Source organism: Pseudoalteromonas simplex (assembly GCF_015278155.1).
GTDB classification, from domain to species: domain Bacteria; phylum Pseudomonadota; class Gammaproteobacteria; order Enterobacterales; family Alteromonadaceae; genus Pseudoalteromonas; species Pseudoalteromonas simplex.
This window is the reverse complement of sequence record NZ_JADILN010000002.1, coordinates 604460-622078: the sequence shown is the minus strand read 5'-3', so window position 1 is coordinate 622078 and position 17619 is coordinate 604460. Positions and strand designations below refer to the sequence as shown.

Below are 17619 nucleotides of genomic sequence, written 5' to 3'. Positions count from 1 at the left end.
GTAACAACGTTTCCTATTTCAGCACAACTTTTGTACTATGTTAAGGATTTGTATGATTAAAATGTGAAAATATGTATAAAACTGACTTTTCCTGCTTGAAATTTCAGCAGTCAAAGGCACTTAGCAAAAATTTCCCGATTAATGCCTTGAGTCTGAACAGGCTACTCAGTTATACTGCACGAACACTCTGAATGAGATACCAAATTCAGGGGCTGATTAGGATTCGACGGAATTCAAGACGCCCGAGGTGCATGTCGAGGTGCGGTTGGCCTCGTAAAAAAGCCGCAATTTAAAGTAATCGCAAACGACGATAACTACGCTCTAGCGGCATAATAGCCCGCTAGCACTTCTCCGGTGTATGTCTGTGGACCCGGTTCTGAAGTGTCACCCTACACGGACTCGCTACGGAAACCCTGGCCGGGGTTGAAGGGCTAAAATTAAGCGGCCTCGCCTTTGCAGATCGTGTTCGTCCGAGCTGTATAAGGTTAACTAAAAGACGATACTAAGCATGTAGTACCAAAGGTCGAGGCTTTTCGGACGGGGGTTCAAATCCCCCCAGCTCCACCAAATATGAAAAAGGCTGCTCTCAGAGCGGCCTTTTTTATTGCTAAAACTTTTTTCTAAAGCTCCTCTAAAGAAGTCCAGAGTCTAGAATCAAACAACCAACTGAACAGCATCAATAATCGGTTTGTTTTCTATATCAATGGTGTCGATGATGTGTTTGTGTAGGCGCTTTTTGTGCTCGGCGAAAATCGCGCGTTTTTTATCGAACTGGCTGGCAAATTCGAGGGCGGTATTAAATAAAGCTTCGTTGTCTGGGCAAGCTTGTTCAATAACATGATCCGTGGCAAGTTCGCCTGCGGTAACGCGGCGGCCAGTTAGCATCATCTCGTTAAAACGATAGTCTGGAATGGCTTTTTTAATAAAGGCGAGCATGCCCGGTAAAAACGGGATTGATAAGTCAACTTCTGGAAAGCAGAAGAAACCACGGTCGCTTTGCATAAACCTAAAATCGCAAGCACACGATAAAATGGCGCCATTACCAAACGCGTGACCATTAATTGCTGCAATTACTGGCATTGGGAAGAGTAATAGGCGTTTAAATACCGCATCCATCGAGTGCATAAAGCCACTTACTTCTGCAAATTTTTGTGTTTTTAATGCCAGCATTAGCCAATCGGTATCTATGCCCAAACTCCATGATTTTTCGCTGCTTGAAGTGATCACGAGTGCTTTGTGTTCAGGATTATGTTCGATTTCGTCAAGGCAAGTTAAAAAAGCCTCTGCAAAAGCAGGATTATGGCGATTTTCAGCTGTTGTCATAGTTAAGATAGCAACAGATCCTTGTGTACTTACATTCATCAGTGTCATGCTGTGCCTTCAATTTTATTGTGTTGTGGGCATAGTTATAACCCATAGGTTTAACAAAATAAACAACAAGTCTGACCAGTTGTGAATTTAGGGGCACTTCTCTTTTGGTTGATATGGTCTTTTAGTCGAAACTATTTTCCAATATATCGCTAATAGTGGTGAGTCATGATAGCGTTAGCTCAAACACACTATTTAAAGCGTAACAATGGATTTGATCAGTTGGCAGTTTTTGGGTGGAGATTTATTAAGCCCGATCAGCACTATAATGCTCATTGTGGTTGCGGGCTTTACTTCAATGATTTCAGCAGCTTTTGGTGCGGGTGGCGGCTTAATGCTGCTAGTGATCATGGCATCCATGCTTCCTATGAGTGTGGTTATTCCTGTTCATGGGTTAGTGCAGTTAGGCTCTAATGCAAACCGCTTTTTGTTCACGTTTAAACATATTGATGGTGCTATGTTTGTGTACTTCTCTTTAGGGGGAGTCATAGGAGCGCTGGTTGCCTCAACGATTGTCACATCAATTCCCCTTGAATTAATGAAAATAGTGGTCGCTGCCTTTGTGCTTTATTTACTGTGGGGTGTGACGCCAAAACTCAGAGAAACTTCAAAGTTATGGCGTGTTCTCGCAGGGCTTTGGACCACGTTTATTTCGATGTTTGTAGGGGCAAGTGGGCCTTTGGTTGGCAGCTGCTTATATGTCAATAATTATAATAAGCTTAAATTTACCGCCACTTTCTCAAGCTGCATGACAGTACAACATACCTTAAAAGCGATTTTATATGGGGCTGTGGGGTTTGCATTTTGGCAGTGGTTGCCGCTGGTTATGCTCATGATATTGAGCGGTGCTTTAGGTACTTGGCTTGGCCTTAAGTTATTGCACCGCATTTCGTCAGATAAATTTAAAAAAATTTTTCGTTTAGTGTTATCGGTGCTTTCCCTGCAACTTGCGTGGCAGGGGATCATGGCTTTTAGTATTTAAACAAACCCAATTTAGCAACGATGCCGCGTTCTAATTCATTGAGCTGGCCTATGGTGTTATCAAGGTGCTGAGCTTCTTGTGATAGGCTCTTAGCGCCTTGGTTAATAAGCTGCATAGTATTTAATATATCAGCGGTGACACTGGTTTGCTCTTCAGAACTTGCTGCCACGCTCTCGTTCATTTGATTAATGGTATTGATTTGTTTAGCAATATCTTTAAACACTGCTTGGCTTTTTTGATTCGCTTGGCTTACTTTATCACTCAGTGACTTACTTTGCTCCGTTGCGGTTACACAATCAGAAGTATTATTGTGTAGCGATACAATAATCGACTCAATCTCAGATGTTGAATCATAGGTTTTACTAGCAAGCGCTCTTACTTCATCGGCGACCACGGTAAAGCCTCGACCAGATTCACCAGCACGAGCCGCTTCAATAGCAGCATTTAGAGCCAGCAAATTGGTTTGCTCGGCAATGCTTTTTATAACATCGAGCACTTGGCTAATTTCATTGCTGCTGGCGTTTAATTGTTTAACTACATTTGAAGTGTGGTCTAGTTGTGCAGTTAACTCATCAACAATATTGCCATTGGCATTCATGTTTTGTTCGCCTTGTTGGCATAAGCGATGTACATCGGTTGTTTGCTGCGCGGTTTGGTTGGCTCCTTGAGCAATTTCTTTGGTTGCTTCACTTAACTGACTAAGCGCATTGGTTGCTGAATCAGTGCGGTTGTATCCAAGTTCGGCCTCATTTTTTGAGCGAACAGATGCTTCGTTTACTGTGCTGGCAATCATTTCAAGTTCGCTGGCAGTGCTGCCTAACTCTGTAATTATTTCTTGTACTTGCGCTATAAATCGGTTGAAGCCATTAACCAAGTAACCAATTTCATCATTAGATTGATAGCTAATACGTTTTGTAAGGTCGCCTTCACCTTTGACAATTTCATCAACAAGGCTGTTTACGCTATCGATTGGTTTTATCACTAAAAGCCGCACGATATAAATAATCACGGTACCTAGGGTGATAAATGAGACCAGCAGGGTAATAAACATAGTGCGTGTCGAATTAGCAATGGTGCTATGCAGCGCTTGTTGTGAATAACCAATTTTAATGTGGCCAATTAAATTATCTAAATAGTGCAAATCAATAGTTTTGCTAACCGATGCGCTGTTAGTTTGTTTGATGATTGAGGCAAGAAGCTTATTACGATGGTCTGTCACTGAAATGCTATGTATATGTTTGTTTTGCGAAAAGGCTTTAATAATCTGATTGATTAACGGCTCATCATAAGAGAATACCGGCTCAGCTAAAATAACCTGCAGTTGCTCATTAAGGGCTGTGATGTCGTCTTGCCATTGTTGTGTTTGACTCGACTTTGCGAGCAGATAGTTTGCGCTGATCACGAAGATCATGCTTAAGAAAAGGCACAAAGATAGTGCTAAGGTCATTTTATATTTTAGTGATTTCATTATGCGCTCATTGAAATGGGTTAAACCACAAAGGGCTATTTTTATTTGGTGTGTTCGACGATAACGTTGGGTTTTCAAGCTCAATGACGCGACGCGAGCTCAAGTTGGCTTTTGATAAAACAGTTTGTACTTGGCTGTCTGCCAAAAACATCGCGTTAAAAGTGCCATCATCGATCATCTCGTTAAGGGCATCGCTTAGTTGTTGGTGTAGTGTAAGGTTGTTTTTATTGACGAAAAAGTAAAGAGGTGCGGTGTACTTTATGATCAAGTGCGGCTCAACAATGAGGTCAAGCTCCGAATGATTGGCAATTTCATCCCAAGGTTCATTTACACCACGTGGGAAATAATCAAAGCGCTCACCCTCAAGCATTGGGAATAAGTTAGGGTATTTTAATGTAGTAACAACGGGCAGTTGGTTCGCTTTTAATATTTTAGTGTCTGGCCAGGTTTTACCTTGCCCTGCGGTGTAGTGCTTTAAATCTTGCAAGCTAGTTACCGAGCTAAACAGCTCGCGATTTTGTGCTTTCACTAATGCTACTCGCATGCCAAGTAAGCCACGAAACAAAGGAATATAAACGGCTTGGTAATCTTCCTCTAATTGTCTTGAAGTCATGCTCCAGATAACGTCAAGCTGCTTATTTTGTAAGTCGTTTAACATTCGAGCATCGGTAATATCTTTAAAGTTATTATATGGATGCGAGTAGCTTAAACCCGCTCGCTCAATTGCTTGGGTTAACAATTTATAGGGTAAAGAAGTGTTACTACTATTACTTTGTATCTTAACTTCTTGAGAATAACTTACAGAAGCAAAGGCCAGACATAGAATAATGAGGGTGTAATGCATTGGACATCATTGTTGTGTTTTTGTAAATAATATATTAATTCCATATGGCGTTTCATGTCATTACTGCTTTATCATTAAATAGGGCACAGCAATGCTTATTTGTAAGCTAATTTAAAATAAAAATAATTAGAGCATTGAAATATAAAGTTTTTATTCATTGCGACTTACAAAAAATTAATTTTTTGGGTGGGTATTTAAGGAGGGAGCTGGATAAAGTTAACTTTATCCAGCTAAGGTTTATAGTTTAAATTAGGCATCCAGTAAGTCATAGATTGACTTATCACCATTAAACAATTCAAACACTTGTGGTTTTTTCGGTGTATGTTCAGCAAGGTATAGCAGGGTATTTGCTACATCTTCACGGTTGATAACCGCATCTTGGCGCGTTGCAGGGCGCGTGGTGGTTAATCGCCCCGTGGCTGCATCATCTAATAGCGTGCCCGGTCTGACAATGCTGTAATTTAATTCGCTATTGATTAAATGTTGGTCAGCCATGTGCTTTGCAACTAAATACGGTTTTATACTGCTTTCAATGTTGTCTGGGGCATCAGCACCGATTGAGCTCACCATAATAAAGTGCTTAACCTTGGCATCTACCGCATAATTAATCGCTTTAACTGCGGCCCATAAATCTATCAGTAAGGTTTTATCTGCACCTGTTGCACCACCAGATCCAGCACTAAAAATTACTTGTTCAACCCCTTCGAAGGCACGACTAAAATCGTTTTCGAGGTCTTGCTCTACAATCGTTAAATGATTACTTTCAAGCGCAGTCAGTTTGCTTTTGTCTCTAACCAGAGCCACTACGTCATGGCCACTTGCCAGCATTTTTTCGGTGGTCATTTTACCTATTTGGCCCGTTGCGCCAATGATTAAGGTTTTCATATCAAACTCCTTCTAATTGCTGTGTAACTAAAGACCTTGGGGTGTGGATTTATTTTTAAAGGGGTACAAGCAAACTTTGAATAAAAAAGTATTATTTGACATAGTATTGAATTAGGTACAAACTCAATTAAAAGGACTTAAAGTGAAAATATATTTTAATCTTTTGGTGGTGATAACATTAGCATTTTGCAATGCGGTATCTGCTAATCAATGGCTATCGCCTTACCCAAATAGTGATGTTGAAAAATCGGTTAAACTCAGTGGCGAACAGACAAAATTAATGAGCCAGTTTGATGACAGTAAAAAGTCGTCAGAGCGATTTAGTTACACAGACTTTATTGGCGATGTAAACCACACATTGTACGAAATAAACAATGTTGCCACTCTCAAAGTATTTGAAAACTATAAACACGCTCTACTCACAGATGGCTTTAATATTGTTTACTCTTGTCAGCTAGATGCTTGCGGTGACAGCAGTGATTTTGCAGAGGAAGTCGGTTACTTTCAGCTCTATAATTATCATCGTAAGCCTTATTATCTGCTTGCCACTAAAGGTGAAAAGCCTGAGTTTGCAGTGTCGTTATTTGTTGGCCAGTACAACAGTAAAACGCGTGTTATGAGTAGCTCAATTGCGATTAAGGAGCTTGAAACAGGTCTGATACAAGCCAATACAGCTGCTTTTGCAAAACAGCAATCAAATCCAGTTACCAAAGCACCTAAAGACGATATTAGAGGCTCAAGCGATCATCCATTACTTAGCCGATATCCTGGTAGTTTTATTGAAGACTACGAGCAAATTGATTACGAAGAATTTTCACTACCAACAGGAATATTCAACGGTAAAAACAAAGCGCTACCTGCCGAAGATGTGACAGGCGATATCACTCGTATTACTTATGAAATTAGAAAAGTATCAACCCTTAAGGTTTTTCATAACTATGTGTCTGCCTTAACAAAAGAAGGCTTTGAAACGGTTTTTAGTTGCGAACGTCAAGCATGTGGTGACGACCGTAAGGCAATACAAGCACTTGGTGATCACTTGTCGGTAAAACAAGTTTATAACTATTATCGTCAGCCGCGTTATCAGTTAATGAAAAACACCATAGAAAATCAAACAACCTTTGTCGCATTTTTTGTGGGTAATTACCAAGGCACTACGCGAGTGCAACTTGTTATAATTCGAACAGAGCCTTTACAAGGAGATTTAGTTAAAACCAATCCGGATCAGGTGTTAAAGCAACTAGAGCAAAAAGGTAAAGCAGCCATTTATGGCATTTACTTTGACCATGATAAATCAGACATTAAACCTGAGTCAGCCGAGTCATTAAAAGTGATTGCGGATGTTTTAAATAAAAATAACAGCTTAAACTTGTACGTTGTTGGTCATACTGATGATAAAGGAAGCCCAGAATATAATTTAGGGTTGTCATCTAAACGAGCAAAAGCGGTTGTTAAAGCGCTCGTGAGTCAATATGGCATTAAAGAGTCGCGCTTAATTGGTTATGGTGTAGGCCCTTATGCGCCAGCTGCCAATAATAAAAACGATTTGGGTCGTCAGTTAAATCGGCGCGTAGAGCTAGTTGAGCGATTAAGTAATTAATCAAAAGGGGCTTTTTAGCCCCTTAAATTTTATTACGAATTAGGTCACGAACAATAAAGCGGGCGGGGTGAATAGCTTGACTCACGCGTTCGCTAAATGGTCTTGGTTCATTATTTAAACAAGCAATTAAATGTTCAGCACAAAGGGGGGCACTGCACAGGCCTCTTGCACCAAAGCCTGTGAGTACATGCAAGCCTTGCTGAGGTTTTGTTAACGTTTGGTACTGATAACGCTTGCCTAAGCGAAGATTAGCAAACGCGCTTACATAATCACTTTGTTCAGCCCATTCACCAGCCATAGGTAAATGGTCAATGAAGGTACACCTTACAGCTGCTTTCGCGGCTGTTATCTCACCTAAGGTCGTTGCAAACTCGCTGTCTGTGTAAAAACTTAACAGTTGTTCGCGATTGATGTGGTTGTCTTGCTCTTTAACTTCACGGCTTTTTGAGTTTTTTTCAAAGGTCGCGCCCATGCAATGATGGCCCTGATATTCAGGAGTAAAATAGCCCTTATGGCAAAGCACGGTCTTTAAGCGTTTTGACTGCTCGCTTGCTTGCACATGCGAGACTTGGCCGCGCACACCAACAACAGGTAGAGCTTGAGTTTGGCTAAACTGGTCACTGTGTTCACCTGCACAATTAATCACATCGCTAAATGGCCCGAATGTTTGCTCTTTGCTGTGTAGTAACCAGCCGTCAGCGGTTTTTTCGAGCTTTTCAATATGGCAATTAAAGTGACAGTCCATTTTATTATTGGTAGTGGCAGTTAACGAATTTGCCGCATTAAAGAGTGCTGTAACCAGGGCTGGTGGATTTACCCAGCCGCCTTTTGCAAAGAATACGCCTGAGTAGCCCGTTTCTACACCGGCAATTTCGTCGCCTTCTTCAGCGCTTACATTACGCATTAATTCAGCTGGCCAAAGTTCTTTATCGGCAAGGTTTTGATGTTTATCAGCTAGACCTTGTTTAACCGCGTGCTGTAATACACCACACCACTTATGAGGGTAGTCAAAACCATCATTAAGTAATTGTTGGTAAAGACGCATCGCATATAAAAAACTATGAGCAAACATTTCACTGTGCGGTGAGTTCTTCGCTTGCAAATGCGGATAAACAGCCCCTTGTACATTGTGAGAAGCGCCCATGGCAAGTGCTTCATCTTGGCAAAAAAGCGTGGCTTTTAGGCCTCTTTTTGCTAGTGAATACAGTACACTGCTACTGGCAATACCACCCCCAATAACAGCCACATTACTCAGTTCACTTTGCTGATGTGCAAAATACGCTGGCCCTGACTGTTGCTCATTAGGCTCAGTGAGCTCGCCAATTAGCATTTCGCGTTTTTTACCATAGCCTTTTGCTTTACTCATGCTAAAGCCAGCTTCGATGAGTCCTCTTCTGACAAAGCCTGCGGCAGTGAAAGTGGCGAGTGTGGCATTTGATCTTGAGATAGCACGCATCTTGTTGAACAAACTCTGTTGCCACATATCTGGGTTTTTACTTGGTGCAAAGCCATCTAAATACCAAGCATCAACAATTCCTTCGCTTGGGTAGCTCATGGCGTCAATGCTGTCTTGCACGTCACCAAAGTAAAGGTCGAGTATTAGTTTTCCGCCTGCAAATTCTAGGCGATGACAGCCGGCTAAATTAATTGGGTATTGAGCAATTAGTTGCTCACTATACTTGCTTAAACTAGGCCAAGCTTTGAGTGCTTGAGCAAGGTCATCACGCTTAATTGGAAACTTTTCAAAAGAGATAAAGTGCAAGCGGGTAACACTTTTTTTACCACTATGGTCGGGTTGATTTTGAACTTCTTGCTCTGCATGCTGCCTATCAAGGTGAGCAGCAAAGTGCTGCCATGTATTTAAAAAGTTAAGCCCCGTACCAAAGCCTGTTTCAGCAATTGCAAAGTGGTTACGGTCATGATTTTGTAATCGTTGCGGGATATGGTTTTGTTGATAAAACACATAATGTGATTCGGCTAAGCCATCGTCATTAGAGAAATAAACATCGTCAAACTGATCGGCGACAGGGGTACCAAGGTGATTAAAATGAATATGTGCGTTTTTGATCATGGTTTAACTAATTAACTACAAACTTTTTTCATTATTTTACGTGTTTTCTTTGAAATAGTCTGGCGTTATTTATAAGCTAGACATTCAGAGTACATGTGTACGCTAGAAAGCTGACCACTTCGAAAGTAATTTCAGCGTAAAATAGAACACAATTTAGTATAGAGCTAAGGTAATTACCCATGAGAAGAGCCGTTATTACGGGCATCGGTGTTGTTTCAAGCATCGGTAACAACAAAGAAGAAGTATTAGAATCATTAAAACAAGGCCGTAGTGGTATCGCGTTCAACCAAGAGTTTGCTGACTACAACCTACGTAGTAACGTATCTGGCAAAATCGATATTGATGTTAAAGAGTTTGTTGATCGTAAAGCAATGCGCTTTATGGGCGATGCTGCTGCATACGCTTATATCTCTATGGCACAAGCGATTGCAGATGCAGGCCTTAGTGAAGATCAAGTTTCAAGCGAGCGCACTGGTTTATTAGTGGGTTCAGGTGGTGGTTCATCTAAATGGCAAGTTGAAGCGGCTGACATTTTACGTGAAAAAGGCGTAAAACGTGTTGGTCCTTACATGGTACCACGTACTATGGCGAGTACGACTTCGGCGTGTCTTGCAACACCATTTAAAATTAAAGGTGTTAACTACTCACTAAGCTCTGCATGTGCGACATCTGCACACTGTATCGGTCATGCGGTTGAGCAAATTCAATTAGGTAAGCAAGACGTCATCTTTGCAGGTGGTGGTGAAGAGCTTCACTGGACGCTAGCAATGGAATTCGATGCAATGGGTGCATTGTCTACTAAGTACAATGAAACACCAGAGAAAGCATCACGTACATACGATGCAAACCGTGACGGTTTCGTTATCTCTGGTGGTGGCGGTATCGTTGTTGTTGAAGAGCTTGAGCATGCACTTGCTCGTGGTGCGCACATTTATGCAGAAATCACTGGTTACGGTGCAACGTCTGACGGCTACGACATGGTAGCTCCATCAGGTGAAGGCGCTGTACGTTGTATGAAGCAAGCAATGCAAGATCTTGAAGGCGGTATTGATTACTTAAATACTCACGGTACTTCAACACCTGTTGGTGATGTGAAAGAGCTTGGCGCTATTCAAGAAGTATTTGGTGGTAACTCGCCAATGATCAGTGCAACCAAAGCGATGACAGGTCACGCTCTAGGTGCAGCAGGCGTTCATGAAGCAATCTTCTCGCTATTAATGCTTGAGAATAACTTTGTTGCTCCATCTATCAACATTGATGAACTAGATGAGCAAGCTGAAGGTCTAAATATTGTAACTGAGCGTAAAGACGTTGAACTAAATACAGTTATGTCTAACAGCTTCGGTTTCGGTGGCACTAACGCCACATTAGTAATGAGCAAATATAAAGGTTAAACCTCTCCAGTATTTGCTTAAAGCCGAGCAATAGCTCGGCTTTTTCATTTGTTATAAAGTATTAGTTGTTACCTATCCGAATACTGATAAATTCGCTACAATAGCGCCACTTTCTGCCTCTCGGACACACAAATGAAAATTCTTGCAGATCAAAATATGCCATTGGTTGAGCAGTACTTTGCCGATTTTGGTGATGTTGAGCGATTTGATGGCCGTAATCTTCAACCCGAGCAGCTAGTCGGGGTCGATTTCTTGTTAACCCGCTCTGTTACCAATGTAGATAAAGCCTTACTCACTCAAGCAGATAAATTAAAATTTGTGGGCACAGCAACCATAGGTGTTGATCACATTGATACCGAGTTACTTGCTGAGCGAAATATCGCATTTAGCAGCGCACCAGGTTGTAATGCTGTGGCGGTTGCTGAGTATGTTATTAGCTGCTTGTATGCCTTGAGCCAAGAAAATGCCAGCTCGTTACAAGGCAAAACCATCGGCATAGTGGGTGTTGGCAGTATAGGTAGCTGTTTACGTGATAAGTTAAGCTTGCTAGGCATGAATGTATTGTTATGTGATCCACCAAAACATGAAGCCGGTGAGCTTGCAGAGCATATTGAGTTAGACACATTACTAGCCCAAGCTGATATTGTGACTTTTCACGTGCCATTGGTTAAACAAGGGCCACATAAAACCTTGCACATGCTAGACGAAACACGCTTAAAAGCACTTAAGCCGGGCATGACGATTATCAATGCAAGCCGTGGTGATGTGATTGATAACCAAGCATTGCTAGCATTGTTTGAGCAAGGCGCAAAATTAGATTGTGTGCTTGATGTTTGGGAAAACGAACCCAATATACTGACACCTCTGCTTGATTATGTACGTTATGCCAGCGTACATATTGCAGGGCATACACTTGAAGGCAAAGCCCGCGGTACACAAATGCTGTATCAGCAAGTATGTGAGCTTGAAGGCATCGCAGCGCTTAAGTCTCTGGACGATTTTTTACCAGAGCCAATTAGCCATTCTGTCACGCTAGGTGAAACCTTTAACCTAGACGATATAGGTCGCTTGGTGCACTTAATTTATGATGTGCGACGCGACGATGGCATTTTACGCAGTAAATTAGCAAGCGAAGGCTTTGATAGTTTACGTAAGAATTACCCGCCACGACGCGAGTTTAGTACGTTGTCGGTGGCTGCCAACAGTGCATGCGAAGGCGCATTAGCTGCACTGGGATTTAGAATTAACGAATAAAGCCATTTGCTTTATTCAAAAGAGGAAAATACATGTCGCAAAAATTTAATGTAGCCGTATTAGGTGCCACAGGTTTAGTGGGTCGTCAGATTATCGAAACGTTAGAAGATCGTAAGTTTCCGGTAGACCAGTTATTTTTACTCGCAAGCAGCCGTAGTGCTGGTGAAGAAATTCAATTTCGCGGTGAGAGCATTGAAGTAATCGATGTTGAAGAGTTTGATTTTAGCCAAGCTCACATTGGTTTATTTTCAGCAGGCGGCAGTGTCTCTGAAAAATACGCACCGATTGCGGCGGACGCAGGCTGTGTGGTAATTGATAATACCTCACACTTTCGTAATGACTACGATGTGCCACTCATTATTCCTGAAGTGAATGCATCAAGCTTAGCGGATTTCAGAAATCGCAACATCATTGCAAACCCTAACTGCTCAACGATTCAAATGCTGGTGGCGTTAAAACCAATTTATGATGCTTATGGCATTGACCGTATTAACGTATCAACTTATCAAGCTGTATCGGGGGCGGGTAAAGAAGCCGTTGATGAACTAGCCAAGCAAACAGCAAACTTAATGAATGCGCGTCCGATGGATAATGCCGTTTTCCCTAAACAAATTGCTTTTAACGTGATCCCACAAATAGACAGTTTTGAAGATAACGGTTATACCCGCGAAGAAATGAAAATGGTTAACGAAACACAAAAGATCTTAGGTGATAACAGTGTTGTGGTTAACCCGACCTGTGTTCGTGTTCCCGTGTTCTTTGGTCACAGTGAAGCGATCAATATTGAAACGCGTATGCCAGTAGATATCGAACATGTGAAGCAGCTATTAAACGATGCACCAGGTGTAGAGTTTATTGAAGACTTAGCTGATTACCCAACAGCTGTGTCTGATGCAAGTGGTAACGATACAGTATACGTAGGGCGTTTACGTGCTGATATTTCGCATCCACATGGTTTAAATATGTGGGTTGTAAGTGATAATACGCGCAAAGGTGCAGCAACAAATAGTGTGCAGATTGCTGAAGAGCTTATCGCAAATTATTTATAAATCTGATGATTTAGGCTGAGCTAAATTTGACAGAAAGCGGCAATTTGCCGCTTTTTTTGTGAATTCACTGCCAAATTATTGCCGCATACGTTGTAAAAGCGTATAAACTTAACGATAACAATAAAAAAGTCTCTCAGCCGCTAATATTTAAGCTATTTACTATCAAGGTGTTGCAATAGATATTGCAAGGCAACTAAGCTATAGTTTGCAGCTGGAATAGAGCTTGCAAGAAAACATAATTAAGAATCAATTCTGCAAGAATTACTTGATGTTTAAGCAACCAAGGTTGCTGCGTTAACATTTAAAACATAAAGGATCAGCATGCGCGGTTTAGCAACACTCTTCATATTAGCGTCTGCATTGGTGGTAACACCGACATACTCTGATGAAGGCACCACACTTAAAGGCCCTAAAGGTGTCGATTATGGTGCGCAGGGGCGCTCTATTGGTCCAATTAAACCGACCGATACACTGTGGCGCATTGCCGCTAAAATTCGCCCTGACAACTCTGTAAGTATTTATCAGGTCATGCAAGCTCTGTATGACAAAAACCCATCGTCATTTTTAGACCAAAACCTTAACCATATGCGCGATGGCGCATACCTAAAAATCCCAACCATTGCAGAAATGCGCGCGGTCAATCCAACGTTAGCAAAAGCGCGTTCTGAACAAGATGATGAGCTATGGGAGAAAAAGAAAAACGGCACGCTGACTACTGCTGAAATTAATGAATCGCAAAAGAAAGTAACCCAAGCCCGTAAAGTTGATGTAGACGAAGCAAAGCAAGAGCTTAAGCAAGAAATCAACACCATTAAAACTGAGCAGGGTACGCAGCTAGTCGAGCTTCAAAAGCAGTTTAAATCGTCGGTTGAAAATGTTGAAGAAATCTTAGCTGAGAACAACAAACTCAAAAAACAACTGAGTGGTATTTCTAAAGAGCTTGAAACCGTTCGCGATCAGCTTGGTCAAGACAGTGAAATTCAAAAGCAGCTGAAAGAACTGATCACTAAACAAAATGAAATCATAGAGCAGCAAAGAGCAAAAAAGATTGAAGAGGACAGTGGGTTTAGTTTTTCGAGTTTACTGAGCAACCCATTTGTTCTCGGTGCATTAATGTTTATTCCGGCATTACTGATCATTGCTGCCGTTGTGATGTTTTTGAAAAAACGCAACAGCGCCAATGATGATACAGATGCCAGCGATGACGATGAATTTTTACCTCAAAGCCCAAGTTATAATGCTGATGATGATTTAGAACCAATTATAGAAACTGATCCACTAGTTCCTGATCCAGTCGAAGACAATGATGACTTGAGTGTGCGTTTAGATGACGACTTAGACCAAGACATGCTGCCAGATGATGACATCATTTTTGACGACAGCATTGATGATAGTTTCGATGAAGATGACAGTGTTTTAAATCAAGATGAGCTAGAAGGGCTTTTAAGTGATGATATTGAGTTTAGCGATGATTCATCTAATAGCGCTGACGATAATGATTTAGATGCATTTTTACAGCAAGATTTCGATCAAACCGATGACGACAGTTTAGGTGATGAAATAGACCTAGATAGTGAACAGTCTCCAGCAGATTCATCGGGTGATATTTTAAGTGCTGATGACATTGATGACCTATTTGATACTGATGAAGGTGACTCGTTAGATAACGCTAATGATGAAATGGCAGCGCTTAGTGAAGAGCTCGCAGAAGATGACGCTGAAGATGATTTTGACATTGATAGCTTAATTGATGAACAAAACAACACGGATTCTAATCAAGACGTAAACCTAGACGATATTGATGACTTACTCGATGAAAATAATGATGCCTCAACAACTAACGTAGAAGCAGAACTCATCGATGAAGATGATTTCGATATCGACAGCCTAATTGATGAAACGCAAACAGACGAGCCAGCAGCCGAAGCTAACGATGCATTAGAAAACGACGATCTTGATGATGCGCTGGATGTTGATGACATTGACTCGCTATTAGATGAAGCTCAAGAAGAAGCGCCAGCCGAAGAACCAAGCGCGGATGAACTCATCGATGAAGATGATTTCGATATCGACAGCTTAATCGATGAAGCACAAACAGAAGAGCCAGCCGCTGAAGCTAACGATGCATTAGAAAACGATGATCTTGATGATGCGCTAGATGTTGATGACATTGACTCACTATTAGATGAAGTTCAAGAAGAAGCGCCAGCAGAAGAACCTAGCGCAGACGATTTAATCGATGAAGATGAGCTTGATGATGCTCTCGATGTTGATGACATTGATTCATTACTAGATGAAGCACAAGCAGAGCAAGAGCCTGAAGAGCTTATTGAAGAGCCTAGCGCAGACGATTTAATCGACGAAGATGAGCTTAATGATGACTTAGATGTTGATGACATTGATTCATTATTAGATGAAGCTCAAGATGAGCAACAGCCTGAAGAAATACAGGAACCTGAAGAGTTAACTGAAGAATTAGCAGAAGAACCTAGCGCAGACGATTTAATCGACGAAGACGAGCTTGATGATGCCCTCGATGTTGATGACATTGATTCATTGCTAGATGAGACACAAGCAGAGCCTGAAGCAGAGCTTGTTGAGGAGCAGCCAGAAGAGCTTACAGAAGAACCAAGCGCAGATGACTTAATCGACGAAGACGAGCTCGATGATGATTTAGATGTCGATGACATTGATTCATTATTAGATGAAGCTCAGACAGAGCCTGAAGCAGAGCTTGTTGAAGAGCAGCATGAAGAGCTTGTAGAAGAACCAAGTGCAGACGATTTAATCGATGAAGATGAGCTTGATGAAGCCCTAGATGTCGATGACATCGACTCACTATTAGATGAAGCTCAAGAAGAGCCTGAACCTGAAGAGCTGGTTGAAGAGTCAATTGAAGAACCAAGTGCAGACGATTTAATCGATGAAGATGAGCTTGATGATGCCCTAGATGTCGATGACATCGACTCACTATTAGATGAAGCTCAAGAAGAGCCTGAATCTGAAGAGTTGGTTGAAGAGTCAATTGAAGAACCTAGTGTAGACGACTTAATTGACGAAGATGAGCTTGATCATGATTTAGATGTCGATGACATCGACTCATTACTTGATGAAGATGCTAGTGATGAGCAGGACTCTGACGTTGATGATGAGCTTGAAGAGCTTATTCAGCAAACAAATGAGCTGAAGCAAGACACTGAAGCGCAGATCTCAGATTTAAGTCATGAACAGAGTGACAGTGCAGAGCATGATGAGAACCTACAAGAGTCGCTAGAAGATTTAGCCGATGCTGATCAAGCGGTTGATGACATGAATGTTGAATCGATTGCATCTGAGTTGGTTGATGATGCGGATGATAGTGACGAAGTTGATATCGATGAGGCGCTTAATCAAGAGTTTAATGAAGATAGCGATGAGCTATTAGATGAAGATGATAGTCTTGACGAATTTGATGATCCGTCACTGAAAAGTGTCGATGAGTTATTAAATGAAATTGGTGAAGAAGATGACTATGTTGAAGCACCAGACTGGTCAATTGATGAACCAGAGCAAGACATAGAAGAAGTTGAAATTGATTTAGGCGATGATCCGCTAGCAGATGAAGACCTAACTGATGAATTTGATTTAACCGCCGACGAAGAGCCATTACAGCAAGATACGGTGACTCCTAGCCAAGAGTTGGAAGAGTATCCAGAGCTTGAGCTAGATGAAGCCGGTTTTGAATTGGATGAAGACACTTCTGGTGAGTTAGATGAAGATGCACCATTACAGTTAAGTCAGGCAGAGCAAGACCTTGCTAACTCATTAGCAACGGGTAATGAGCTTGATCAGCTAGACGATGATTTTGATGATGAGATCTTGCTTGATAATGAATTTACAGAAGATGACATTCTTGACCCTGAGGACGACTTATCGGATCAATCACAGAGTGAAGGCACAACAGAGTTAACGAGCGAAGCGCTAATTGACGATGAGGTGGCTGATAGCCAAGACGAATTAGAAGAGTTCCCTGAATTCGAATTGGACGATGTTGAACTTGATGATGCCCGAGAAGCTGAGCAAACATTAGCTGATATCGAGTCTAATTTAGCTGACGAGGTTGATTTAAGTGAGCTGTCAGACGATGAAATCGATGATGATTTTATGGCTGACCTTACTCAAACAGACTTTGATGCGCTGTTAAATGAACTAGCAGAGCCAGACGAAGCTGATATTGCTGATGCCAGTGAGTTCGATGTTGATTTTAATGCGCTATTAAATGAAGACTTACAGGATGAAAGCGAACAGCCAGTTGCACCTGAAGTACAGGCATTAGATACTGAGGAGCAAACTACTTCAACGGATGAGTTTGTAGATATCGATTCATTACTTGAACAAAGTGACGATGAAGCACTCGACCACGAACCTTATGATGAGGTTGATATGGATGTAGGGCTGAGTGATTTTAATGACTTACTAGCAGGTGATAACCCAACTGATGTTGATGCCGAAAGTGGTGGTTACTCAGCAAAACTGGACTTAGCTCGGGCATATATCGAAATAGACGACTTTGATGCAGCGCTCCAAGCCATTGAAGATGTTATTGCCAATGGCCCAGAGGAAGTGCAAGAAGAAGCACAATCACTTAAAGCTAAAATTAGCGAGTAATAAGTAAAACTAACCAATAATAAACCGAGCTAACTTCAACTAGCTCGGTTTTTTGTA

At 41.5% G+C, this 17619-nt stretch carries 11 protein-coding genes and 1 other RNA gene; 7 read left to right on the top strand and 5 right to left on the bottom strand.

From position 1 onward, the window contains the following. Positions 1-208 precede the first annotated feature (208 nt). Positions 209-567: a transfer-messenger RNA gene (gene ssrA / locus IRQ78_RS06715) on the top strand. Between the two features lie 87 nt (positions 568-654). Here the strand turns inward: ssrA and IRQ78_RS06710 are convergent. After that, positions 655-1371 carry an enoyl-CoA hydratase/isomerase family protein gene (locus IRQ78_RS06710; RefSeq protein WP_194441653.1) on the bottom strand — a complete coding sequence of 239 codons (717 nt, stop codon included), beginning with the start codon at positions 1369-1371 and terminating at the stop codon, positions 655-657. Positions 1372-1576: 205 nt separating this feature from the next. On the opposite strand from IRQ78_RS06710, the gene IRQ78_RS06705 reads away from it, so the two are divergent. Then, entirely contained in the window at positions 1577-2350 is a 774-nt protein-coding gene (locus IRQ78_RS06705; RefSeq protein ID WP_194441652.1) for a sulfite exporter TauE/SafE family protein, read from the top strand. Here IRQ78_RS06705 and IRQ78_RS06700 read toward each other — a convergent pair. The 3 genes from IRQ78_RS06700 to IRQ78_RS06690 all read right to left on the bottom strand — a co-directional run bounded on the left by IRQ78_RS06700 (position 2340) and on the right by IRQ78_RS06690 (position 5547). Further along, the gene (locus IRQ78_RS06700; protein WP_194441651.1) at positions 2340-3818 is read right to left on the bottom strand and encodes a methyl-accepting chemotaxis protein; all 1479 of its coding nucleotides are present in this window, start codon (positions 3816-3818) and stop codon (positions 2340-2342) included. The genes IRQ78_RS06705 and IRQ78_RS06700 overlap by 11 nt on opposite strands. Before the next feature lie 7 nt (positions 3819-3825). Beyond that, on the bottom strand, positions 3826-4662 hold the full coding sequence (locus tag IRQ78_RS06695; protein ID WP_194441650.1) for a substrate-binding periplasmic protein: 837 nt from the start codon (positions 4660-4662) through the stop codon (positions 3826-3828). 249 nt (positions 4663-4911) lie between these two features. Next, positions 4912-5547, bottom strand: a complete 636-nt coding sequence (locus tag IRQ78_RS06690) for an SDR family oxidoreductase (RefSeq protein WP_194441649.1) — start codon at positions 5545-5547, stop codon at positions 4912-4914. 142 nt (positions 5548-5689) lie between these two features. Between IRQ78_RS06690 and IRQ78_RS06685 the strand changes: the two genes are divergently transcribed. Next, positions 5690-7147 (top strand): OmpA family protein, encoded by a 1458-nt coding sequence (locus tag IRQ78_RS06685; RefSeq protein WP_194441648.1) that lies wholly within the window; start codon positions 5690-5692, stop codon positions 7145-7147. Between the two features lie 22 nt (positions 7148-7169). Here IRQ78_RS06685 and mnmC read toward each other — a convergent pair whose 3' ends face one another. Further along, a complete protein-coding gene (gene mnmC / locus IRQ78_RS06680; protein WP_194441647.1) occupies positions 7170-9218 on the bottom strand; it encodes a bifunctional tRNA (5-methylaminomethyl-2-thiouridine)(34)-methyltransferase MnmD/FAD-dependent 5-carboxymethylaminomethyl-2-thiouridine(34) oxidoreductase MnmC in 2049 nt (682 codons plus the stop codon). Positions 9219-9397: 179 nt separating this feature from the next. Between mnmC and fabB the strand changes: the two genes are divergently transcribed. From fabB to IRQ78_RS06660, 4 genes are all read left to right on the top strand, one after another. Beyond that, on the top strand, positions 9398-10612 hold the full coding sequence (gene fabB / locus IRQ78_RS06675) for a beta-ketoacyl-ACP synthase I (RefSeq protein ID WP_194441646.1): 1215 nt from the start codon (positions 9398-9400) through the stop codon (positions 10610-10612). A gap of 132 nt (positions 10613-10744) precedes the next feature. Beyond that, positions 10745-11866 carry a 4-phosphoerythronate dehydrogenase gene (locus IRQ78_RS06670; RefSeq protein WP_194441645.1) on the top strand — a complete coding sequence of 374 codons (1122 nt, stop codon included), beginning with the start codon at positions 10745-10747 and terminating at the stop codon, positions 11864-11866. Between the two features lie 32 nt (positions 11867-11898). Beyond that, a complete protein-coding gene (locus IRQ78_RS06665) occupies positions 11899-12915 on the top strand; it encodes an aspartate-semialdehyde dehydrogenase (RefSeq protein ID WP_054551679.1) in 1017 nt (338 codons plus the stop codon). Positions 12916-13236: 321 nt separating this feature from the next. Continuing rightward, positions 13237-17562, top strand: a complete 4326-nt coding sequence (locus IRQ78_RS06660) for a FimV/HubP family polar landmark protein (protein ID WP_194441644.1) — start codon at positions 13237-13239, stop codon at positions 17560-17562. Positions 17563-17619 lie beyond the last annotated feature (57 nt).